General features: G+C 60.3%; 23 protein-coding genes and 1 pseudogene. 11 read left to right on the top strand and 13 right to left on the bottom strand.

Annotation, left to right across the window (positions count from 1 at the left end):
* Window positions 1–9 precede the first annotated feature (9 nt).
* The 6 genes from ACKWRH_RS33270 (at window position 10) to ACKWRH_RS33245 (ending at window position 5,956) form a co-directional block, all read left to right on the top strand.
* Window positions 10–1,242 carry a hypothetical protein gene (locus ACKWRH_RS33270; RefSeq protein ID WP_445216963.1) on the top strand — a complete coding sequence of 411 codons (1,233 nt, stop codon included), beginning with the start codon at window positions 10–12 and terminating at the stop codon, window positions 1,240–1,242.
* A gap of 5 nt (window positions 1,243–1,247) precedes the next feature.
* Entirely contained in the window at window positions 1,248–1,832 is a 585-nt protein-coding gene (locus ACKWRH_RS33265) for a protein-S-isoprenylcysteine O-methyltransferase (RefSeq protein ID WP_445216962.1), read from the top strand.
* A 209-nt stretch (window positions 1,833–2,041) separates the two neighbouring features.
* Window positions 2,042–2,239: a hypothetical protein gene (locus ACKWRH_RS33260; protein ID WP_014493472.1), complete on the top strand. Its 198-nt coding sequence runs from the start codon at window positions 2,042–2,044 to the stop codon at window positions 2,237–2,239.
* Window positions 2,240–2,327: 88 nt separating this feature from the next.
* A complete protein-coding gene (locus ACKWRH_RS33255; protein ID WP_445216961.1) occupies window positions 2,328–3,017 on the top strand; it encodes a hypothetical protein in 690 nt (229 codons plus the stop codon).
* A gap of 713 nt (window positions 3,018–3,730) precedes the next feature.
* A complete protein-coding gene (locus tag ACKWRH_RS33250) occupies window positions 3,731–4,126 on the top strand; it encodes a Rap1a/Tai family immunity protein (RefSeq protein WP_445216960.1) in 396 nt (131 codons plus the stop codon).
* A 213-nt stretch (window positions 4,127–4,339) separates the two neighbouring features.
* Window positions 4,340–5,956 (top strand): B12-binding domain-containing radical SAM protein, encoded by a 1,617-nt coding sequence (locus ACKWRH_RS33245; protein WP_445216959.1) that lies wholly within the window; start codon window positions 4,340–4,342, stop codon window positions 5,954–5,956.
* On the opposite strand, the gene ACKWRH_RS33240 is transcribed toward ACKWRH_RS33245, so the two are convergent.
* Window positions 5,936–6,853, bottom strand: a complete 918-nt coding sequence (locus tag ACKWRH_RS33240; protein WP_445216958.1) for a lipid A biosynthesis lauroyl acyltransferase — start codon at window positions 6,851–6,853, stop codon at window positions 5,936–5,938. The two genes, ACKWRH_RS33245 and ACKWRH_RS33240, sit on opposite strands and share 21 nt — an antisense overlap.
* Before the next feature lie 92 nt (window positions 6,854–6,945).
* Here ACKWRH_RS33240 and ACKWRH_RS33235 point away from each other — a divergent pair, with 92 nt between their 5' ends.
* The gene (locus ACKWRH_RS33235) at window positions 6,946–7,197 is read left to right on the top strand and encodes a hypothetical protein (RefSeq protein ID WP_445222635.1); all 252 of its coding nucleotides are present in this window, start codon (window positions 6,946–6,948) and stop codon (window positions 7,195–7,197) included.
* 77 nt (window positions 7,198–7,274) lie between these two features.
* Here the strand turns inward: ACKWRH_RS33235 and ACKWRH_RS33230 are convergent.
* A pseudogene (locus ACKWRH_RS33230) lies at window positions 7,275–7,592 on the bottom strand (helix-turn-helix transcriptional regulator); the annotation flags it as partial.
* A 600-nt stretch (window positions 7,593–8,192) separates the two neighbouring features.
* Between ACKWRH_RS33230 and ACKWRH_RS33225 the strand changes: the two are divergent.
* The 3 genes from ACKWRH_RS33225 (at window position 8,193) to ACKWRH_RS33215 (ending at window position 9,955) form a co-directional block, all read left to right on the top strand.
* Complete coding sequence (locus ACKWRH_RS33225) at window positions 8,193–8,930, top strand: sensor histidine kinase (RefSeq protein WP_445216957.1); 738 nt, start codon at window positions 8,193–8,195, stop codon at window positions 8,928–8,930.
* An 87-nt stretch (window positions 8,931–9,017) separates the two neighbouring features.
* Window positions 9,018–9,644 carry a response regulator gene (locus ACKWRH_RS33220; protein ID WP_445216956.1) on the top strand — a complete coding sequence of 209 codons (627 nt, stop codon included), beginning with the start codon at window positions 9,018–9,020 and terminating at the stop codon, window positions 9,642–9,644.
* Window positions 9,641–9,955, top strand: coding sequence for a hypothetical protein (locus ACKWRH_RS33215; RefSeq protein WP_445216955.1), 315 nt, complete (start codon window positions 9,641–9,643; stop codon window positions 9,953–9,955). Before ACKWRH_RS33220 ends, ACKWRH_RS33215 begins: the two co-directional genes overlap by 4 nt.
* A gap of 186 nt (window positions 9,956–10,141) precedes the next feature.
* On the opposite strand, the gene ACKWRH_RS33210 is transcribed toward ACKWRH_RS33215, so the two are convergent.
* The 4 genes from ACKWRH_RS33210 to ACKWRH_RS33195 all read right to left on the bottom strand — a co-directional run bounded on the left by ACKWRH_RS33210 (window position 10,142) and on the right by ACKWRH_RS33195 (window position 13,075).
* Window positions 10,142–10,627, bottom strand: a complete 486-nt coding sequence (locus ACKWRH_RS33210; protein WP_445216954.1) for a DUF992 domain-containing protein — start codon at window positions 10,625–10,627, stop codon at window positions 10,142–10,144.
* Window positions 10,628–11,227, bottom strand: a complete 600-nt coding sequence (locus tag ACKWRH_RS33205; RefSeq protein WP_063981771.1) for a hypothetical protein — start codon at window positions 11,225–11,227, stop codon at window positions 10,628–10,630.
* A complete protein-coding gene (locus ACKWRH_RS33200) occupies window positions 11,224–12,360 on the bottom strand; it encodes an AI-2E family transporter (protein ID WP_445222514.1) in 1,137 nt (378 codons plus the stop codon). Before ACKWRH_RS33200 ends, ACKWRH_RS33205 begins: the two co-directional genes overlap by 4 nt.
* Window positions 12,361–12,877: 517 nt before the next feature.
* Window positions 12,878–13,075 carry a DUF6894 family protein gene (locus ACKWRH_RS33195; protein ID WP_445216953.1) on the bottom strand — a complete coding sequence of 66 codons (198 nt, stop codon included), beginning with the start codon at window positions 13,073–13,075 and terminating at the stop codon, window positions 12,878–12,880.
* A gap of 241 nt (window positions 13,076–13,316) precedes the next feature.
* On the opposite strand from ACKWRH_RS33195, the gene ACKWRH_RS33190 reads away from it, so the two are divergent.
* Window positions 13,317–14,027, top strand: a complete 711-nt coding sequence (locus tag ACKWRH_RS33190; RefSeq protein ID WP_445216952.1) for a Bax inhibitor-1/YccA family protein — start codon at window positions 13,317–13,319, stop codon at window positions 14,025–14,027.
* A 6-nt stretch (window positions 14,028–14,033) separates the two neighbouring features.
* On the opposite strand, the gene ACKWRH_RS33185 is transcribed toward ACKWRH_RS33190, so the two are convergent.
* The 7 genes from ACKWRH_RS33185 to ACKWRH_RS33155 form a co-directional block, all read right to left on the bottom strand.
* The gene (locus ACKWRH_RS33185; RefSeq protein ID WP_254115840.1) at window positions 14,034–14,537 is read right to left on the bottom strand and encodes a DUF1269 domain-containing protein; all 504 of its coding nucleotides are present in this window, start codon (window positions 14,535–14,537) and stop codon (window positions 14,034–14,036) included.
* Between the two features lie 187 nt (window positions 14,538–14,724).
* Window positions 14,725–16,497, bottom strand: a complete 1,773-nt coding sequence (locus tag ACKWRH_RS33180) for a complex I subunit 5 family protein (RefSeq protein ID WP_445216951.1) — start codon at window positions 16,495–16,497, stop codon at window positions 14,725–14,727.
* Window positions 16,497–16,838 (bottom strand): NADH-quinone oxidoreductase subunit K, encoded by a 342-nt coding sequence (locus ACKWRH_RS33175; RefSeq protein WP_445216950.1) that lies wholly within the window; start codon window positions 16,836–16,838, stop codon window positions 16,497–16,499. Before ACKWRH_RS33175 ends, ACKWRH_RS33180 begins: the two co-directional genes overlap by 1 nt.
* Window positions 16,835–17,764, bottom strand: a complete 930-nt coding sequence (locus tag ACKWRH_RS33170) for an MnhB domain-containing protein (protein WP_445216949.1) — start codon at window positions 17,762–17,764, stop codon at window positions 16,835–16,837. The genes ACKWRH_RS33175 and ACKWRH_RS33170 overlap by 4 nt, the downstream gene beginning before the upstream one ends.
* A gap of 11 nt (window positions 17,765–17,775) precedes the next feature.
* Complete coding sequence (locus tag ACKWRH_RS33165; protein WP_445216948.1) at window positions 17,776–18,069, bottom strand: cation:proton antiporter; 294 nt, start codon at window positions 18,067–18,069, stop codon at window positions 17,776–17,778.
* Window positions 18,066–18,356, bottom strand: coding sequence for a monovalent cation/H+ antiporter complex subunit F (locus ACKWRH_RS33160; protein ID WP_071911305.1), 291 nt, complete (start codon window positions 18,354–18,356; stop codon window positions 18,066–18,068). Before ACKWRH_RS33160 ends, ACKWRH_RS33165 begins: the two co-directional genes overlap by 4 nt.
* A complete protein-coding gene (locus ACKWRH_RS33155) occupies window positions 18,349–18,765 on the bottom strand; it encodes a Na+/H+ antiporter subunit E (RefSeq protein WP_445216947.1) in 417 nt (138 codons plus the stop codon). Before ACKWRH_RS33155 ends, ACKWRH_RS33160 begins: the two co-directional genes overlap by 8 nt.
* Between the last annotated feature and the right edge of the window lie 386 nt (window positions 18,766–19,151).

The following is a 19,151-nucleotide window of genomic DNA, read 5'->3' as shown; positions in this document are numbered from 1 at the left end:
GATAGGACAATGTCCGGCAAGCCTGTAGCGAAACGGTTGGTATTCCATATCGGCGGCTATGATCCAATCACGTCGCATGCCAGCGCGCAACGACGCTTTGTGCGCGAAATTGCGAGGTTCCAACGTACTTGGTCAGTGAAAGCGACCGTCGACGGTTCGCATGATACCGCCGACCAGATACAATGGAACGTGACGACAATCGGCCCCGATTGGCTCGTCGAAACCGATTACCGTCTGGTCCGATGGCACGATGTAATTGAGGTGTTCGGGGGGCGAAGCATCGGCTCACGCATTTCCGTCGGCATTCTTGCGTTTCTGGATTTCGTATTGGCCGGCACTCTTTGGCGTTACTTGCAGACCAATTGGCGCTACGCACTTTTCTTTCTCTATCCATTTGTCGCGTTCGGATTGCTCATCGCTGCCGCCTTTTTGATTGGCGTGGCTGCATTCAAGATCACCGGATCAATTGCCATTGCTACCGGTGGCGGCCTCTTCGGGCTCGCAGCCGTGTTGGCGGGTCCGTGGCGCTGGCTGCACCTGGGCGACTTGTTCGACGATTGGATCTTTTCTTGCGAGTACATCCGATTCGGTAATTCGGAGATAGAGCAGAGGCTGGACAGGTTGGCCGCCGAGCTCGTGGTTGCGGCGAGCAACTCTGCCGCAGACGAAATTTTGGTCGTGGGGCATAGCCTTGGCGCCGTGCTAGCGGTTGATCTACTCGATCGCGCCTTGAAGCTGGACCCTGCGCTCGGTCGGAAGAAGATTCCCGTCACATTCTTGAGCGTTGGATCATCCATACTCAAGATCGGCATGCACCCGAAGGCAGTACGCTTTCGTAGGGCGGTGGAACGCGTCGCCAATTCCCGCGCGATCTTCTGGGGCGACTATCAAGCCCTCACCGACGTGTTGAATTTTTACAAATGCCGGCCAATGGCCGAAATGGGCTTGTCGACAGAAAACGAGGCGACCGTCAGGGTCGTGAAGATTAGTCGAATGCTTAACGACGACATGTATCAACGCATCCGCTTCAATTTCTTCCGCGTGCACTGCCAGTTCGTCAGTGGAAATGACAGGCGAACATCGTACGACTACTTCATGCTCACATGCGGACCTATTTCAGCCAAATCCCAGACGCTCGCCCCGGATGGCGCTGTGTCGATGATCGCTGACGACGGAGGCCTTATTGCGGGCGCGCCGGTGTCGGAAAGCGAACTGCTGGGAAATCCGGGCGCGGCAGCCTGATTCAAATGACGCCCACCATTTCAAAAGTCATCTTCGTTGCGTTGGCGATCGGCTGGTACCTCATACGCTATAAGTACGCGCGGCGTTCCCGCCGTGCGAGGGTTGTGCGGAGCGCTCGCGGCCCCCTGGAAACTGCGCTCCTGCTCATATCTCTTTCGGGACTCGGACTTGTTCCGCTTTTCTACGTAGCGACAGGAATGCCTCGTTTCGCAGCTCACAGCTTTTATCCCGCGTTGGCTTGGCTGGGCTCTTTCTTTGCGATTGCGGCTTTGGGCGTGTTTCACCTGACTCACCGTGCACTCGGCCGGAATTGGTCGATAAGTCTCGACGTGCGGGAGAATCATGAGCTCGTGACGGAAGGGATTTACCGGAGAGTTCGACACCCGATGTATTCGGCATTTTGGCTGTGGGCTATCGCCCAGGCATTGCTGCTGCCGAATTGGATTGCCGGTTTTGCGGGCCTGGCCGGCTTCGGGATCTTGTTCTTTGGCCGCGTCGCAAGGGAGGAGCGAATGATGTTGCAGACGTTTGGCGACAGCTATCGCGATTATATGGCACGGACCGGTCGGGTCTTCCCGTGGATACTCTGAGCTAGGTCCCGGCATGTCTCGACCTGTGGTACGCACGAGACTGATTTGGAACCAGACGCCTCAATTTGCGTGCCATTTCCGCAACATACGCCAGGAAAAAGCGGTCGGAACCGCGGACTCCCGGTCTATTCGTTGGTGCTGTGGCGAGTGTCGGGTTATTCCTATGCGTGTCAGGTGAATCCAATCGTTCCGAACAATGGTGAGAACCGATGTTGAAATTCGTTGTCCTTGGAATCGCTACTTTGGCTTTCGTGGGAACCGCAGCTGCTGCGGACCTGCCACGGCCTCAGCCGGTTGCCGCCGCGGCGCCCGTTGGCAAAGCTCCGATCGGCAAATATCCCGTGGGTAAGAGCCCCGTGGGCAAATACCCGGTCGCTGCCCCGGCTCCGTTGGTGACCAAGGGTTGATCTGACTATTCATTCGTACGCCAGCGGCGTTCGTTTGGGGTAGCAGACTACCTGTGGCATCGGATCTTGGATCCAAGAGGGTTCGAAGATGGCGGGACTGATTCGGAAATATCCGGGTCTAAAGCTTCTTGCAAAGGCCGCCATGCTGGCGGCCTTTGTAGGCTTGGGGGGCGGGATCAGTAGCGCGCAACCAGTCGTGGCGCGTACTGACCAGCAGCAACGGGACGCTCTCCCCAGTTCGGCGACGAAGCATGCGGCGAGCATGGCTGCTGCTACGCCGGCGATATCCGATGTAAAGCCAGCTCGAAGAGCTGCCGCCACGGGTCCCTACTACGTTGATTTTCGTGCCCGCACGGCGGCAACGTACGGTCATGCATTCGTCTGGTATGGAAAGACGGGCGAAAAGCAGGTCGAGGTCGCTGGTCTGGCTCCGGCCGGCGACGAGGTGCCCTATATCCTGGGACACATCATGTTTGTCCCTTCTGAGACGGGCGCGACCTACGGTGATCTTGACGAGCAATATCTGACGGCCAGCTATCGCGTCTATTTGTCTGAGGCAGACGCCAAGAAGGTCTTTGCTTATATCAAGCGCCAGCAGGCGTCTTCGCCGCTCTGGAATGCAGCAACGACAAACTGTACTGCCTTTATCGGCCGCATAGCGACGTTCATGGGCCTCAACGCTCCGTTTCATCTGCTAAAGCCTGAGGAATACGTCAACAAACTCAGAGAGCTGAACGGGGGGCGAAAAACTGCGCAGCTTGAACCCGGTCGAGGCTAGAATCCTCGGATTGAGTTCATCCAGTTTTCCGCGCGTCAAGATGGGTGTGAGGTCTTCAAGAAATTCAAGCGAGCTTGTTCTTTGAGGATGCGGTTCGATACGACCAACATTCGTAGGCTGCCTCGCCTGGTTGATGAATAGGCCGGGAGATCATGGGAGCGTCCGTGGCGCTGCGCTGCAAGGCAGCTCCACCTCCGCTTTGACATTGCTAAGCTCTTGTTGAAAGCCGTTTCGAGGGCGAAGTCCTCCTTGGCGTAGTTCCGGAAGGTTCGCAGAACTTGTCGTCGCAGACGAAGATTGCCGTTTTGGGCAATGGTTCTGCGTCAAGGCCGAGCATCAACATCAATCGACCAGTGCACGTCGCGTACACGGCGGGACAATAGACGCTCTCCGTGCCGAATCGAGATCTGTACCATCAGCACGCTTGTCGCGGTCTATGGCGATCCGCGATCATGATCGCGGTGTAGCCGACCTTTGCAGCGGTCACGGCGCGGAAAGCTGCGTGTTATCAAGTCGACAAGCGCTCCTTCGGCTCTGTGGAAATGGAAGAGCTGAGTTCACGTCGCTCGTATTCGAGCGCGATGGATCAGACGCTTTTTTTGAGCTAAGCCGTCTGAGCCGCCTGGCACGGCGCGGGCGGCCGCTCTATTGCGGCATACTCAATGCTTGCAAGCTATCGCGCCGGTATTCGGGGGACGTGGATGCGGGTCCATATGATTGTTGCCGGCCTAATCCTAGCTATCATCGGGACGGCCAGCGCCACGGTTGTCGATAAGGGAACCGACGCGCAAAAGTCTTGCGAGCTGCTTGTCAAGAACTCGCTTCGCAATCAGGACGAAGCTCGGTCCGCAGGTGCATGTGAGGGAATGATCGAGACCGCGATGCTCTTTTCACCAAATCTGCCCGCTGACGTGCGTGCATGCCCCCCCGCGCAAGGCAGCCCATTGCAAAGTGCGAAGGTTTTTCTGCAGTATCTTGATAACAATCCGGATCGGGTGAATGAACCGGGGATCACCGTCGCGATCGAAGCATTCAGGGATGCTTGGCCCTGCCGTGGGGACGCTGCCGGGACTGGACTGAAAAAGCATGCCCCAAAAAAATCCAAATAGAACGCGTATCTGCGGAAACTGATACTAGCCTTGCGGCCGGCGATGTTCGCGTCAGGCCTGATTGATTCGCAATGCACTACCGCCGAGGTGCGCGAACTGAACCGCAGCGCTCACCTCCACCAGTACTCAGACGCCTTATCGATAAGCGAAGCGAACCCTTGAGCCCCGATCAACAGCGGGGCATTGTGCCATCAACGCCTGGGCTGGAACAGCATGACAATCCCATGCCGCGTCCTGATGATCTATCCGAAGTTCGTTCCGAATTCGTTTTGGAACTATGCGGAGGCCTGCGAACTCGTCGGCGCGAAGTATCCAACGGCGCCACTCGGCCTGATCACCGTCGCCGCTATGTTGCCGAAGCATTGGGACATCCGGCTCGTCAACCGCAATACCGAAGCGTTGACAGATGCGGACCTCGATTGGGCCGATCTTGTGATGATCGGCGGTATGCTCAACCAGCAGCCTGATGCCATCTACCTGATCGATCTCGCCCATCTGCGCGGCAAGCCAGTATGTGTTGGTGGGCCGGACGTCTCCTCCAGCCCGCATCTTTACGCGGACGCGGACTTTCAGGTGATCGGCGAGGCCGAGCATGTCATCGAGCAGTTCATCGCCGCCTGGGAAAGCGGCGAACGCAAGGGCGTGTTCGTCGCCGAGAAATTCAAGATAGATGTCACGCTGAGCCCGATGCCTCGCTACGATCTTCTCAATTTCGATCACTATCTATACGTCGGCTTGCAGTATTCGCGTGGCTGCCCGTTCACCTGCGAGTTTTGCGATATTATCGAGCTGTATGGTCGTGTGCCGCGTACCAAGACCAACGATCAGATTCTCGCAGAGTTGCAGGCGCTCTACGATCACGGTTATCGCGGGCATGTCGATTTCGTCGACGACAATTTCATCGGCAACAAGAAGAACCTCCGCACCTTGATGCCGCGGCTCAAAGCCTGGCTGGAAGACCACGATTATCCATTCGAGTTCTCAACCGAAGCCTCGATCAACATCGCGGACGACAGCGAACTGCTGCAGGCGATGAAGGATGCGAACTTCTTCGCGATTTTCGTCGGCATCGAGAGCCCGGATCCCGAGACGCTCGTGCAGATGAAGAAGAAGCAGAATACCAAGCGCAACATCGCCGAGTGCATTCACAAGATTTACGGCTACGGCATGTTCGTCACCGCTGGCTTCATCGTCGGGTTCGATAGCGAAAATGCCTCGATAGGACAGGCAATGGCCGACCTCATCGAGGAGGCGAGCATTCCAGTCTCCATCGTTGGACTGCTTTATGCGCTGCCTGGGACGCAGCTTACACGGCGGTTGGCTGCGGAAGGCCGCTTGCACCAGGGCCATGACCTCATGAACGTCGAGCAGATGGGCGATCAGTGCACGCTCGGCTGTAATTTCGATACCAAGCGTCCGCTTCGTGACATCCTTGCCGATTACAAGGCCGTGCTCGGGCACGTCTACAGTCCGGTAGCATATGCTGGACGGCTGTCGCGTCTCGCAGCCATGCTCGACCGGTCCGACCGGCGACGCGATCTCCCGGATGGCGATGTGCGCAAGAGGCTTGGCGGCATCGACAGCGTACACAAGATCATGCGGGCTCTGCCGAAGGTTCGCGAGCCGTTCTGGAAGACCTTCGTCGAAGTCGCGGAGACCAATCCGGGCGCGCTACGGTACATCGTGATGCTGATGGCGTTGTACATGCACCTCGGGCCGTTCTCGGAACGCGTGATCGGCGAGATTGACCGCCGCATTGCCGAGTTGGACGATGTACCTCCACTAAGGGTGACCGCGGTTAGTCAAGTGCTACCTCCAGCGACGGTGTAGCCACAGCCACTGATCGGGATATTCGCGGATCCAGCCCTCGATGACCGACGTGACCGCTTGCATCGTTCCCTGAATGTCAATTTGTCCGGCGGCATCGCGGACCGGCTTCACTTCTTCAGACAGTTCGCCACGAAAGCGTTGTCCGGGCAGACGGATGACGCGCACACCATGAATCGGGCACTCAATCTGCCGCAGCAGTCGGGCAAGCATCGGATTGGCCCTGGTCTTGCGGCCGAAGAAAGTAACCTCGACGCCGTTGGTCAGATACTGGTCGACCAGCATTCCAACGTGCTGGCCACTTTTAAGGGCCTCGGCAAGTCTTAAGGGCGCGTCACGACCCGCTGGAATGAGTGTGCCCATTTTCACGGCGCGCAAATCCTGGATGATGCGGTCGGCGGACGCGATGTTGGGTCGGCGATACAGGATCGCGGTATCCAGCCCGTGCGCGACGGCTGCCAGGGCCGGAATTTCCCAGTTAGCGAGATGACTCGCAAAGATCAGCGCCGGTTTCCCGTCGAGCCGCAACTGCGTAAACAAATCATACGAGCGCTTGTCGATTTCGATCCGGCTATCCTCGGGCCGCGCGGGATCGTAGTTCCAGATGTGATCAAGATGCGCGAATTCGGCGCCGACTCGACCGAGATTGTCCCAGACGCCTGCGAGAATGGTATCGATCTCCGCAGGCGATCTTTCCGGAAATGCGGCGGTTAGATTGGCTCGACCGGTCTTTTGCTCCCGCATCATGGGCCCGATTGAGCGAGTGATCCGAGCGAATAAGTTGGCGGTCTTGGTTGGATCGAAATAGCGAGCGGTACGTAATATTCCGATCGTCAACGTGCCCACCGCCGCTTGGCCCAGGGGCTTGGTCACGTCGCGAAGTCGGGGCCTGGTCCGCATTGAAACGACAACCTTGGCTTACACTTTCGGCTTTCCATGGGCTTCAGCGCGCATCATCATACCACTGATACGCGATGCGATCAAAGACACCGATGGGTTGCGCAGAGCGCATCTTCGATGATCCCAAGTTCATCGAAAGCGTACTCGGTTTCTTCGATGGTCTGAAAATCATGCAGCAGAAGAACCTAGACGACGAGCATCCCGACCATGTGCGGATCGGGGCTCAGCCGATGGCTTCAGGCCAGGAAGCTGCCAAGTTTGCCGACGTAATCAAAGCAGTGTCGTTCTCAATCGACGAGGGGTTTGAACGACAACACGAAGGCGCTGGCTGCCAGCTCCTCTGACTATGTGCAGGACTTGATGGACCTGGACGACGTGCCGATGGCGGCGGAAGCCCTGAATGTACGGATGCGCGCACGTCTGTCGGCGTCATACCGAACTCGCGTCTGAAAATACGGCTGAAGCTCGACTGATCGGCGAAGCACAGACTTGTCGCGATCTCGCCGATCGGCTGCGCATTTGAAGTGTCACACAGCATGGAAAAGCTTTCAGAGAGACGACGGCGCTGGATGTAACTCGCCACGCCGCCTTCGCTCTCGAGGACGCGATAGAGCTGGGACCGCGACATGGCCGTTTGGCGACACAGTTGGTCTGGGCCCAAGGATGGAGAGGCAGACTTTTGGAAACCGCCTGACGGACCTTTTCCAGCAGCGTGGGTCTGATCTGTGGGAGCGCCCATGCCGATCGATCATCAGAAGGAGAAACGCAGCCCGCCACCATGGCTCGAACGGCATTCGGAAGGCGCGCCGCACCATCGATAGTCAGATTTGGCAGGTTGCGTTCCAACAAGAGCATATAGTCTGCGAGCAGCAGGCCTGGTCCCCGTATCGAGCATCGAACCTACCGCCATGTCCAAGGATCCACCCGGAATTTCAAAGAAGTGGCCCCGGGCGGAATATGGAAAGACGTCTTACCTAAACAGCGGCGGACTGTTCTGCGGCGCAACACCCTCGCCGGGCCGCTCGATTGCTGCCGCCGCCGTCAGGCGGGCGATGACACAGCGCGCAGATTGACGGACGCGTCTTCATAATCGCGTTTTCGACGACCCGCATGCTGCTCCTTGCATGCAGCTCCTTGATTTGAATCAGGGAGCATCGCGCCAAATTTGGGATGCTCGGCACACGACGGGGATTGGCTGCCTAGAGGATTTCTACGTAGTGGCTTATACTGATTGTTTGGTCGTATGTCGCGGCGGTAGGCTAAATTTATCGGAGAGTTGTCTGCATATGCCAGGAAACTAGCAGTTCGAAAGTTAGCACTGCAGGAAGGCGAGTGTATCATGTCCCTTCAGGAGATACCGGTCAGCCGACATGTTCGAAATGCCTCCGGAGGATCGAGGCATGCGCGCAAGGCGAATTCCGAACAGCTCGCTCTGCAGGAAGAAGTTCATCGTCAAATTGCGTCGGAGCTTCACGATTCAACGTGCCAGCATCTGGCGGCGGCGAGCCTCATTCTGATGCAAGTAAGGAGCGCGCTCGGCGATCCTCTGAAGGCGACGAGACATTGCGATCAGCTCGACATCTCGATCGGTCGCGCTATGAAGGAATTGCGGTCTCTCACATATCTGCTTCACCCTCAGGACCTGTTTGAAGGAGGGCTCAGGACGACAATCGAGCAATTCGCAGAAGGGTTCGCAGCCCGAACGCCGCTGAATATTGAGGTTTCGATATCGTCCGCGGTCGACGGCCTGCCATACGGGGCGCAGCGAGCGTTGCTGAGAATTGTTCAGGAGGCCCTGACGAACGTTTACCGCCACGCCAAGGCGACACAGGTCGCCATAACTATCGGGGCGAGGGACAGGAAGTTCAAGCTCGAGGTTCGAGACGACGGACAAGGCATGGTCGCTGCAGATGGCGCATGCCGCTCTCGTCCGTGGGTACCCGGAGCGGGAATCCGTATCATGCGAGCTCGATTGCAAGAGATGGGAGGGCAGCTTGAGATATTATCGGCACCCACAACGCTGCGGCGCGGAACCATCCTGCGCGCGACCTTTCCATGTGCTCTTGCGCGCGAATGAGATGGCCCGGTTGGAGATGCTGCTGAAACGCAGAGCCCATAGTTCGTCCAGGTTTTCTTACGACAAGATCATCGAGGCAGCCCTCTCATGAAACGAATTCTCATTGCTGATGATCATGATGCTGTTCGATCCGGGCTACGGGCGGTCCTCGAGCAGCGGCCGGGTTGGATGATTGTCGCCGAGGCGTCCGACGGAAAATCGGCATTTGAGGCCGCTCTCAAAGAGCGGCCCGATGTTGCGATCGTCGACTTCTTCATGCCGCGCATGACGGGACTGGAAATAACCCGAGGAATAAGAAAACATCTCCGCGAAACTGAGGTGCTGATCTTTACCGCGCACGAATCCGGCGTGCTGGCTCAAGAGGCACTTCAAGCGGGTGCGCGCGCGTTCCTGGTCAAGTCGGACGCAAACAAGCTGCTGCTGGCTGCTGTTGAAGCGCTAATGGCACGTAAGCCATTCGTCGGCGGACGATTTTGTGGTCAGTCGGGTCGAGAAGACGAAGCTGGCGAGGGGCATGTGAAGCTGTCTCCGCGAGAGCGGCTCGTTGTCAAGCTTGTGGCCGAGGGGTACAGCAATAAGGGTATCAGCGCGATGCTGAGCTCAAGCGTGAAGACCACGGAAACGCATCGGGCGTCGGCCATGGGAAAACTGGGGGTCAATTCGATAGCTGGACTGGTCCGCTACGCGATCAGAGCTAAATTGATTGAAGAGTGAACGAAATCAGCGGCTCGGCGCCGCCGCGCTTCGCAACCGATCGCGGCGGTGAAGCAGAGCTGATCGCTGCGGAAGCGCAGCTCTGTCCTTTCCCGTCCGCAAAGGGATCGCGGACGGTCACCTCCACCGCCACCCGCAATGGCGGCGACCGCGGTGCATCCGACGAAACCCCGAGCAATTGGTTCGGAGTATTCCCGCCGTCCTGGATACTCGGGTCATGTGGTCCGCGTCGGGACCGGTCGTGCCTTCGCGCGCTCGCGCAGGCGCTGAAACGGGACGTAGAGCATCGGCACCATAAAAATCCCGATTGAGCTTGCGGCGAGCATGCCATCGTCTGATCGCTTCCACGATGCCGACAGCGGGCGGAGGGTCTGCGGCTGGCTGTGTCCAGCCCGTGCCGTCAGCGGTGAATGTCAGGAAACCCGCCGCCAGCATCCTGACCGAGACGTCCGCAAGGTCCATTGTCCCCTCCTTGCTCCGGGGTTCGGGACAAGCCGCTATTCCGGTCCGCGCGGGCCGAGTGTCAGGTTCGTAACTCCCGCCGCAAGGTTCAATCCGATCGATCGCTCGATCGACAGAGGCTGGAGCGCAATCGTCCGGCGAGAGCCTCCGATCAGAACGTTCGCTCCGAGACCGGGGCCGAACGCGACATTGCCGCTCGCCCCCACGTAGCTCCCGCGCAGCGTGCCGGGGCCGACGCGCGAGTTCCTGGCGAAGACGGCCCATGAGAGGGTTCCTGCGCTGGTCACGCCGATGTCGAGACCAACGCGCCTGATCCGTCCGTCGTAGACGTACTGCCGGGCCGGGCGTCTCGTGATGAATATACAACGAAGCTCCTGCGCGGAGCCAAGCACCAGCCCAACGCGCGGAGTGCTGGTGCATACGAGCCGGCCGACCCTGAAGGCCTCGGCGCGTGCGGGCAGGGCGTCGGCGCACATCAAGGCGGATCCAGAGATGATCGCAAGAAGCAGGTTAATGCGCATTCAGGCCTCCATTTGACTTCCGGTGTCGGTGGGCGAACTCCCTGGGCTGCGATCCTGGCGAAGCCAGAACGTGATGCCGAGGCCGATCAGCAGGACGGCGCCCAACAGGAAGAAGATGATGGATTGCTGTAACCAGGATATCGCCGGAACCGTGACGCCCATCGCAAGGCCGAGGAAGGCAATTTGCGGCGACAGAAGACTGACGCCCGCGAGGAAGGTACCGAGCGCAAGTAATGTGAGAAGAACGAGGCTGGTTGCCGGCGTCGGCAACAATTGCTGAACGCCTGACACCAGCATGATGTTCATCGTGACCAGGACGGCAACCCAGTGCAGCGCCTGGGTCCAGATCAGTCGCCACCGGGCCTCCTTGCCATCGACCTCCGGCCATTTGTTGATGACGCACACAACGCCGATGGCAAGCGCGAGAAATTCCCAATAGCCAACGAGAGGCTGGTGAGAGGCGTTGGTATAGGCGACGCCCGCGACGGCGAGCACCAGTGCGATGATGTAGGGAAGTTGCTGCCACAGAAAATGTGTCATCCGCGCGTGCGCCGGGGATGGCTCCATTCCATTGTTCCGTTCGGCTCGAATCTCGCTCATGGCGCGCCCATTTGCGATGGTCCCCTGTTGGACATCCGCCCGCTGCTATCGCCGAGGTAATCCTCGACGTAGAATCTGATGATCGCGACCCGGCCGACGGCGACCAGCGGCATGGCGAGTGCGATACCCATCACGCCTAGCATTGCGCCCAACAGTACGATCGCGACCAATGTCCATGCGGGAGGAATTTCGACCGCCTGGCGCTGGATCAACGGGCCTATCACATAGCCCTCGATCGATTGAATGATTGTGTAGATGACGACGGCCCAGATCAGCAGCGATGCGCCGAGCGGCATCGCGACGAGCGCGATCGGGATCGCGGCAAGGATGGGTCCCAGATACGGAACGAAGTTGGAAAGGCCCGCCTGCAGCCCAAGCACGAACGGGCCGGGAAGCCCGATCAGATAGAGCGCGACCCACACGCACAGTGTCATCAGGATGATGCGGATCAGCTGTCCGACGAACCACAGCCGCAGGACGTTTCCCATCTCGTTCATTACGGCGCGTGTTCGGGCGCGATAGGAAGGCTTCGCCAGCATCACCAGACTCTCGCGATGGCTGGTGGGATCAAAGGCGAAGAGGATACCGAGGAACGCGATCACCAGCACACCGGTCAGAAAGCTCGACGCTCTGCCAACGACGAGCTGGGCGTGGCTGAAGAACCGGCCCTGATCGGACAGCAGCCATTGCGCAAAATCGCGCCCCGATTCCGGACCAAGCAGATCGACGCCGTACGTCAGAAGGCGTTGCTGCAAGACGTCGAACTGGGTGTCCATGACCTTCAGCAGGATGCGTGTTTGCTCCGGCAGCTTGCCGCCTCCCCAGACGAGGCCTAGTCCGACCAAGGTGGTGAGCAGCAGCAGCACGAATGTCAGCCGCCAGACACGATTGAGTGGAATTAGTAGCGCCAGTGCGCGTGCGGCGGCATCCAGAAAGGCAGCAAACAGTACGCCTGCGAAGATGATGAGAAGACTCGAGGCCGTTTGCCATACGAGGAAGAGAGCAACGCAGATGGCGAGCAGGGCGAGACCCGTTGCGAGAAAGCCGCGCCGCCTGTCGGTCATGCCCTGGTCTGGAGGATCGCGGACCACGGCCTCGCGCGGTTGCTCTTGTCCTGTCCTCACATCGCTCATCGATCGGGGTGTCTCGGCGGCGGATTGCAATGACGAACTGTCGCGCCGGGGCTCAGGTGCGAACACGACGGCTGCCAAAATGGGGATGCGAGCCGCCGCGATGACGCCAGTAGCGATGCTTGGTGGGGTTCGTATTCGTATTTGGCGCGGCGGTGCTTGGGGCAGGTGTCGTGACCTGCTTTGGCACGGATGCGGCCGGATCGGTTGTCTGCGCCTGGGAACTGGTCGACTGCGCGGACGCAATCGATCCGGCAAGGATCACGGCACCGCAAATGGTCCGGACATTCATGTTTGTCTCCAACTGACCCACAACACTTCAGATCGAGATGGCGCCGACGGCCAACGCATAGACGCGGACGCGTGCGGCGAGCCCTCAACCCCGGAGATGAGGTGGGCGGAAGGGTCGAATTTGAACGGGGTAGGCCCGCCACCCTCGGTTACGAGACTAGAGGCAGCTTCTCGGTCGGCACATCAGGGATTCTATGTAGCGGGCGAGGCAGGAAATCGGCCGACTCCTCTAATGAGGACTTGCCGATCCGGGCGCAGCGGCCGGGGCGACCAACACGAAGCTCGCGCGGAACAACTCGCCTGCCTTAGCGAGTTCAGTCGCGATATGCCTGGCGTGCAGAACGGCGGCGTCATGGTCGGCGCACTCGCATCCAATTCCGTCCGGACAAAGGCCGTATCTGTCGACGATGTGAAAGAAGTAGCGCATGCGAACGGATTAGGCCGGTGCGTGACCAGCTTCCAGTGACAAAGGTGTCAGAGTCCAGGCAAAAAGGATGAGAAGCCTGGGGCAACCCAGGGTTACGTTTCGGTAAGTCGCTCTGACGGGATACGGGTATCCCGAGATAGGGTGATACATCTTCCGACGCTCGGGTGATCATCCGATGTCCCCGCAAGGGCCGCACCGCTAGCTTGGTTTGTTCATGCGAACCAAACCGAGGAGGCAAGCGATGTCGAATTATGATCCGAATCTGACTGCCTCAGGCACTGGTGGCAGCGCGCTTGCGATCGATCCCGGATTGCGCGCCTACATGCTGCGCATCTACAATTATATGGCCGCGGGCGTGGGCCTGACCGCAATTGTGGCGTGGCTGACGTATCAGCTCATGGGGCCCGCATTGCTTGAGAGCCCGTTGATGTGGGTTTTCATCCTGGCGCCACTCGGGCTGGTGTTCTTCATCGGGGCGCGCATCAATACGCTGTCGGCGGAAACGGCGCGCATTCTGTTCTTCGTCTATGCGGCGCTGGTCGGCGTCTCGCTCTCGACGCTGCTGCACATCTACACCAGCTCCTCGATAACGCGCGTGTTCTTCATCGCGGCTGCGATGTTCGGGGCACTCAGCGTCTTCGGCTACACCACGAGGCGCGACCTGTCCGCAGTCGGCAGCTTCCTGTTCATGGGCCTGATCGGCATCATCGTCGCAAGCCTGGTCAATATCTTCCTGAGGTCGACGGGGCTCGATTGGTTGATCTCGATCGTCGGCGTTGGCGTCTTTGCGGGACTCACAGCCTATGATACGCAGCGGATCAAGGGGATGTACGAGAGCAGAGACGATGCGACGACGGCAGGCCGCAAGTCTGTGATCGCGGCACTGTCGCTCTACCTCAACTTCCTCAATCTGTTCATGATGCTGCTGCGCCTGCTCGGCGGCAGGCGGTAGGCGGCTTCAGGCCGCCGGCCGCTCCGCCGCGCTGGCGAGCGCATCGCGCAGGATCTTTTCCTTGGTCTCGTCCAGGGACGTTTTCAATACGACTCCGCCGGCATCCTTGATTTCGTTCAACACCTTGTCGGCCGTCATGTTCTTGATCAGGACGAAGAGCGCGGCGTTGCCGGGATGGAGCGAAGCGGACAGCTCCTTCATGAAGGAATCGTTGATGCCGAAATCGGACAAGGCGCCTCCAAGCGCGCCGGACGCAGCGCCGACCGCGACACCGATGATCGGATTGAGGAAGAGCACGCCGACCAGGAGTCCCCAGAAGCTGCCGGTAATCGCGCCCGTTGCCGTGGTGTTGACGAGCTGGTTGAGCTTGATGTTGCCGTTCTCGGCCTTGACGGCGATCACGGCGTCACTGATGGTGATCAAATATTCCTTTTGCAATTTGAACAGCCGATTCCGGACTTCTTCGGCCTTTGCTTCGGTCGGGTATACGATCGCAACCAGATCAGACATGGAGACCTCCTGGGCATTCCCGCAGGGTCCGCGGGAAGACTGATGCCAACTGCATGGCGCGGAGACTAAACGGCGAATTGCAAGCTCGACATCCGAGAAAACCCTTGGGCGCGGGAGAGAATGTTCCGGATCATTAGAGCAGGGGAATCCCTCGGCCCGATCTGCGCGATCCGGCTGTTCTGAGTCTTCAATTTGCGGCTAACATCGACGCGGCGAGCAGCAGCGACACCAGGAGCAGGGAGATGCCCGCGGCGGACCATTGACGGAGAACTTCGTCGCTTCTTTCGACAAGGCTGCCGAATCCAAGACAGCCGCGCCGGAGCGGACCGACCACTCTCATGAGCGCTTTCCAGGCCGCGGATGAGCCCAGCGGGTGTGGCCACGGGCTGAGCAGGATCGCGAGCGCCGCCCCTCCCAGCACCGGCAGGAGCAATTTGGATAGCGCGTCGATGCCGAACAGCTTCGATGTCGCATCATACGGGACCGGCAAATACGAATCCCAGGGCAGCAAGCCAAGGAACAAAGAACAGAGGGCCAAGGCAAGTGCCGCGAGGTCGCGGCTGAGCGGTGCCGGGCCGACGAGGGCAATCGGCTGGTCCGATGGCGCGAGCGCATGGGACAGGACCAGCACGACATAGGCCGTCGTGAACATTCCGCCGGCCTCGAGCACGACGGCCCACCACCACTGCCCCGTTCTCGCCGTGTCCTGGAGCAACAACTCCTTCGCGAGTGACGCTCCGCTCGGTTGAACACCCATCAGGGCGATACCGCCAATTGCGAACGCCAGGACGCTCAAGGGCAGGGCCCGTGCGACACCGCGCAGCCCGGTGATGCGATCGTGGCCGAGCCCGGTGTAGATTGATCCGACGGCCATGAACATCGCCGCCTTGGCAGTCGCATGGGAAACTGCCTGCAACAGGCCGCCCGCCAGGGCCTGGTCACTTTCGAGCTTCCCGGACGCGCCGAACGCAAGAGGAAACATCAGGAAGAGATACCCGATCTGAGCCAGCGTCGAATAGGCAATCAGGAGCTTGAGGCGCTCTTGCCGGAGAGCGACAACGCTTCCGAACAAGATCGCTCCGGCTCCCAGCGCCGCGAGCAATTGTGCGGCAGCCAAGCCGGGCAAACCCGGCATGACGTGGAACCAGAGCCGCACAAGGATGAAGAACGATCCCTTCACGACCAGGGCGGACAGGATCGCGCTAGCTGCGGCCGGTGCGCCGGCGTGAGCGGGCGGCAGCCAGAGGTGCAACGGAAAGAGTGCAGTTTTTGCGAGGAGACCGGTCGTCATCAAGGCTGCCGCGATGAGCACGCCGGAGTCCGCGCTCACGCGATGCGACAACAACTCGATATCAAGGGTGCCGCAGAGACCATAGAGCAGCGCGGTGCCCATCAGGTAGAGGACCGAGCCGAGCAGTGCGAAGAGCAGATACCGCAGCGCAGCCCGAAGCGTCTCCGCGCGACCGTCGAGAGAGACCAGAGGCACCGCGGCGAACGTGAGCAATTCCAGCGCAACATACAGCGTGAAGAGGTCCCCCGCGACGAAGATCGTGTTCAGCGCACCCCAGATTGCCAGAAGCAGGATCCAGAATGCGAAAGGTGCGCGCGCTTCGACAGATTGCGGACGAAAATCGGTTGCGGCAAAAATGGCGACCGCGCAGATCACGACCGCCGTCGTCGCGAGCATGACCGCCGACAATCCGTCCGCGCGGAGGGCTACGCCGAGCGGGGGTGGCCAGGCGCCGAGCAGGTAGACGAGGTGGCCGTCGCTCCGAGGCAAGAGCACGAGAACGGCGAGAGCAATCGCCGACCCGACCGGTACGACCGTGGAGGCAACCTGCCGGACGTAGCGCTGGCCGAGAGCGAACGCCAGCAAGACGCCCGCGACCGGTACGACGATCGACAGCACCAGCAGAAAGCCGCCGGCGGTGGTCACCAGCGCGGGGGCGGGGGGCAGCATCAGTGACCGGACGGATCGGAGCGCGGGCTCGCCGCCCCCCGACTATTGAGCGTCGTCGAGCCTGCGATCTGAAAAAGCCGCAGCAACAAGGCTATCGCCAGAGCCGTTGCGGAAAACGCGACCACGACTCCTGTGATCACCATGGCCTGCGGCACCGGGTCGTTGCCAAAGCCCGCTGCGGCGCCTCGCCGCCCGACGATGCCGAACAGAAGAAACACGCCGCTGCCGAGCAGGTTGAATGCGATGATCTTGCGAAGCGGTTGCGGATTGGCAATCAGGCCGTAGAGCCCGAGCCCGACCGCCGCGGCGGCGCATAGTCCGAACACCGTCACGGAGCTCATCGCTCAGCGCTCCTTTCAGGTGCACCGGCGAGCAGCAGGCCGAGCGTCGTCGCGATCGTCAGGAGCATCGCGACCTCAATGCTCAGAATTAGCGGCTTGGCGAACGCAACGGGATAGGCAAGGAACGCCGACCCAAAACAGAGCCCGCCAAGGCCGACGGCAAGGAATAGGCCGGGGCCGGCCACCAGGATGAGACGTAGCCATCGACTGCGCACGGGCGGGGTATCCACCAGCCCGGCCATGATCACCAGCAGCCACATCGATGCCAGAACCGCGCCGCCCTGAAATGCTCCGCCGGGGTGATCAGCGCCCGTCCACAGCATGTAAATGCCGACGACGATGCCGGCGGGTGGCAACAGGCGCGCAAGAAAGGCGAGAACGCCATTTGGATCAGCTTGATGGCGTGGTCCGGGACGACCGCCCCAGGCCTGGTCCGACGCAAGCGACCAGACACCGACGATGGCGAGCAGGAGCACGACCTTCTCGAGCATGGTGTCCATTCCGCGGAATGCCATGAGCACGTTGGTGACGGGGTTGGCCATTCCGGTCGCCCCGGCATTCGCGACGACGGCGGGCGCGAGCGTTGGCGCCGGATCGGGCAGCAGCAGGATCGTGACGGCCAGCGCTGCGGCGATCGACGCGGACAGTATGGCCGCGCTCAAGCGCACGATCAGGCTGGGCCCTTCCGTTGTCATCGCCTCGGTATCGCGCAGCCGGGCGGCCGCACCCAACAGCACGACGCCGCCGAGGCCTCCGCCAATTGCAGCCTCGGTCAGCGCGACATCGACGGCGTCAAGACGGACCCAGATCAGCGCAACCAGCAGTCCGTAGGCGATAAAACCGACCGTGGCCGAATAGGTGTCGGGGACGGCGATCGTCCAGATGGCGAGGCCCAGCACCACGGCGGCGAGCGCGATCTCGAACACTGTTGCGATGTTCATTTGCCTGACCCACTCTGACGTGCCGTGCGCGCGATCAATTGGGAGACCGTGGCGCCCGCGAGCAGCACGAGCATCCAGATGCTGATCAGCTTCAGTCCGTCGCGCAGACCTCCTGTTTGGGGGAGCAGCCCGAGCACGACGAAACCCAGGCCGAGGTTATCGGCCTTGCTGAGCGCGTGCAGACGAGTCAGGGTGTCGGGAAAGCGAAGAAGGCCGACGGTGCCGGCGAAAAAGAAGAATACGCCTGCCGACACTCCCGCAACCGTGATGATGTCGCGTGCGACGCTCATCTGTCCTCCCCCGGATCGGCCCCATCGGTTTCGAGGCGGGAGAGCCCCTTCTTGACGAATGCGATGGATGCGAAAGTGGCGAGCAGTGCCAGTATCAATGCCACGTCGACGGCCGCCGGCACGCCTGTCACGGTGCCGAGCAGTAGCAAGACGGCAATGCCGGCAGTCCCGATCAGTTGCGCCGCCATCATCCGGTCGGCATCTGTCGGGCCACGCAAGATGGAGACCAGCCCGAGCCCCAGCATCGCCAGGATCAAGCCGACTGCGGCGGTCAGGAATTCAGTCATTGTAGAGGGCCCGAACCAACGCCGCTTCCTCCGCGGCAAGTTCGGCAACGACAGGTTGCTCGACGTCGAGACAGTGATAGACGAGCTGCCCGTTCTCCTCCCCGGTTGGCACAGTGCCAGGCAAAAGGCTGGTGAGTGTCGTGAACACGTTACGTCGCATCCCGCGTGAGAGGCCGGTCGGATAGAACACAAATCCCGGCCGCAGCGGCAGCCGGGGATCGAGCGCGCGGCGTGCGACGTCTACGCCGGCGACCACCGATTGGTACAGGAAAAGCAGCGCCAGGCGGACCATGGCAGGAATTGACCGCCGGGATCTGCTCGGCTCCAGCAAGCGCAGGCTTGCCCAGGTTGCTGCCGCGATTGCTGCCGCCGCGGCAGGAATATCGGTCGGATTGGCGCCGGCAAGCACGAGCCAGAGGCAAAGGAAAAATGCGGCTCTGAAAGTCGCAGTTCGCCACGATCCTCCAACCTCGACGACGGCACGCCCATATCGATCACCTGAGGACCCTGTCATCCCGGTTTCCTCGGTTGCTCCCGGATTGTGTCGTCCGGGTCTGCCGTGTTTTGAAGAAGCGCGTTTGCGCGCCCCAGACGAGAACGGCGGAGCCGCGACAGGGGTCGCGACTGCTTCACCTGACGATTGCATCATGCGTCGTGGACGGAACCGGCGACATCGGGTGATTGCCTGATCATGTCTCAGGAATCTGCTGATGGCCGAGCACGGATTCCATCCGGCGCCACCGAGTAGATTTACCGATGTTGACGGCGGACTCCTTCGGCAAAAATGCGGATGGC

Source organism: Bradyrhizobium sp. Pa8 (assembly GCF_052588265.1).
This window is presented reverse-complemented; position numbering and strand designations above follow the sequence as displayed.

Excerpts from the sequence above, each read along its gene's own strand:
- ACKWRH_RS33270 (WP_445216963.1), top strand. The coding sequence starts at position 10 with ATGTCCGGCAAGCCTGTAGCGAAACGGTTGGTATTCCATATCGGCGGC.
- ACKWRH_RS33265 (WP_445216962.1), top strand. The coding sequence starts at position 1,248 with ATGACGCCCACCATTTCAAAAGTCATCTTCGTTGCGTTGGCGATCGGC.
- ACKWRH_RS33260 (WP_014493472.1), top strand. The coding sequence starts at position 2,042 with ATGTTGAAATTCGTTGTCCTTGGAATCGCTACTTTGGCTTTCGTGGGA.
- ACKWRH_RS33255 (WP_445216961.1), top strand. The coding sequence starts at position 2,328 with ATGGCGGGACTGATTCGGAAATATCCGGGTCTAAAGCTTCTTGCAAAG.
- ACKWRH_RS33250 (WP_445216960.1), top strand. The coding sequence starts at position 3,731 with ATGATTGTTGCCGGCCTAATCCTAGCTATCATCGGGACGGCCAGCGCC.
- ACKWRH_RS33245 (WP_445216959.1), top strand. The coding sequence starts at position 4,340 with ATGACAATCCCATGCCGCGTCCTGATGATCTATCCGAAGTTCGTTCCG.
- ACKWRH_RS33240 (WP_445216958.1), bottom strand. The coding sequence starts at position 6,853 with ATGCGGACCAGGCCCCGACTTCGCGACGTGACCAAGCCCCTGGGCCAA.
- ACKWRH_RS33235 (WP_445222635.1), top strand. The coding sequence starts at position 6,946 with ATGGGTTGCGCAGAGCGCATCTTCGATGATCCCAAGTTCATCGAAAGC.
- ACKWRH_RS33225 (WP_445216957.1), top strand. The coding sequence starts at position 8,193 with ATGTCCCTTCAGGAGATACCGGTCAGCCGACATGTTCGAAATGCCTCC.
- ACKWRH_RS33220 (WP_445216956.1), top strand. The coding sequence starts at position 9,018 with ATGAAACGAATTCTCATTGCTGATGATCATGATGCTGTTCGATCCGGG.
- ACKWRH_RS33210 (WP_445216954.1), bottom strand. The coding sequence starts at position 10,627 with ATGCGCATTAACCTGCTTCTTGCGATCATCTCTGGATCCGCCTTGATG.
- ACKWRH_RS33205 (WP_063981771.1), bottom strand. The coding sequence starts at position 11,227 with ATGAGCGAGATTCGAGCCGAACGGAACAATGGAATGGAGCCATCCCCG.
- ACKWRH_RS33200 (WP_445222514.1), bottom strand. The coding sequence starts at position 12,360 with ATGAGCGATGTGAGGACAGGACAAGAGCAACCGCGCGAGGCCGTGGTC.
- ACKWRH_RS33195 (WP_445216953.1), bottom strand. The coding sequence starts at position 13,075 with ATGCGCTACTTCTTTCACATCGTCGACAGATACGGCCTTTGTCCGGAC.
- ACKWRH_RS33190 (WP_445216952.1), top strand. The coding sequence starts at position 13,317 with ATGTCGAATTATGATCCGAATCTGACTGCCTCAGGCACTGGTGGCAGC.
- ACKWRH_RS33185 (WP_254115840.1), bottom strand. The coding sequence starts at position 14,537 with ATGTCTGATCTGGTTGCGATCGTATACCCGACCGAAGCAAAGGCCGAA.
- ACKWRH_RS33180 (WP_445216951.1), bottom strand. The coding sequence starts at position 16,497 with ATGCTGCCCCCCGCCCCCGCGCTGGTGACCACCGCCGGCGGCTTTCTG.
- ACKWRH_RS33175 (WP_445216950.1), bottom strand. The coding sequence starts at position 16,838 with ATGAGCTCCGTGACGGTGTTCGGACTATGCGCCGCCGCGGCGGTCGGG.
- ACKWRH_RS33165 (WP_445216948.1), bottom strand. The coding sequence starts at position 18,069 with ATGAGCGTCGCACGCGACATCATCACGGTTGCGGGAGTGTCGGCAGGC.
- ACKWRH_RS33160 (WP_071911305.1), bottom strand. The coding sequence starts at position 18,356 with ATGACTGAATTCCTGACCGCCGCAGTCGGCTTGATCCTGGCGATGCTG.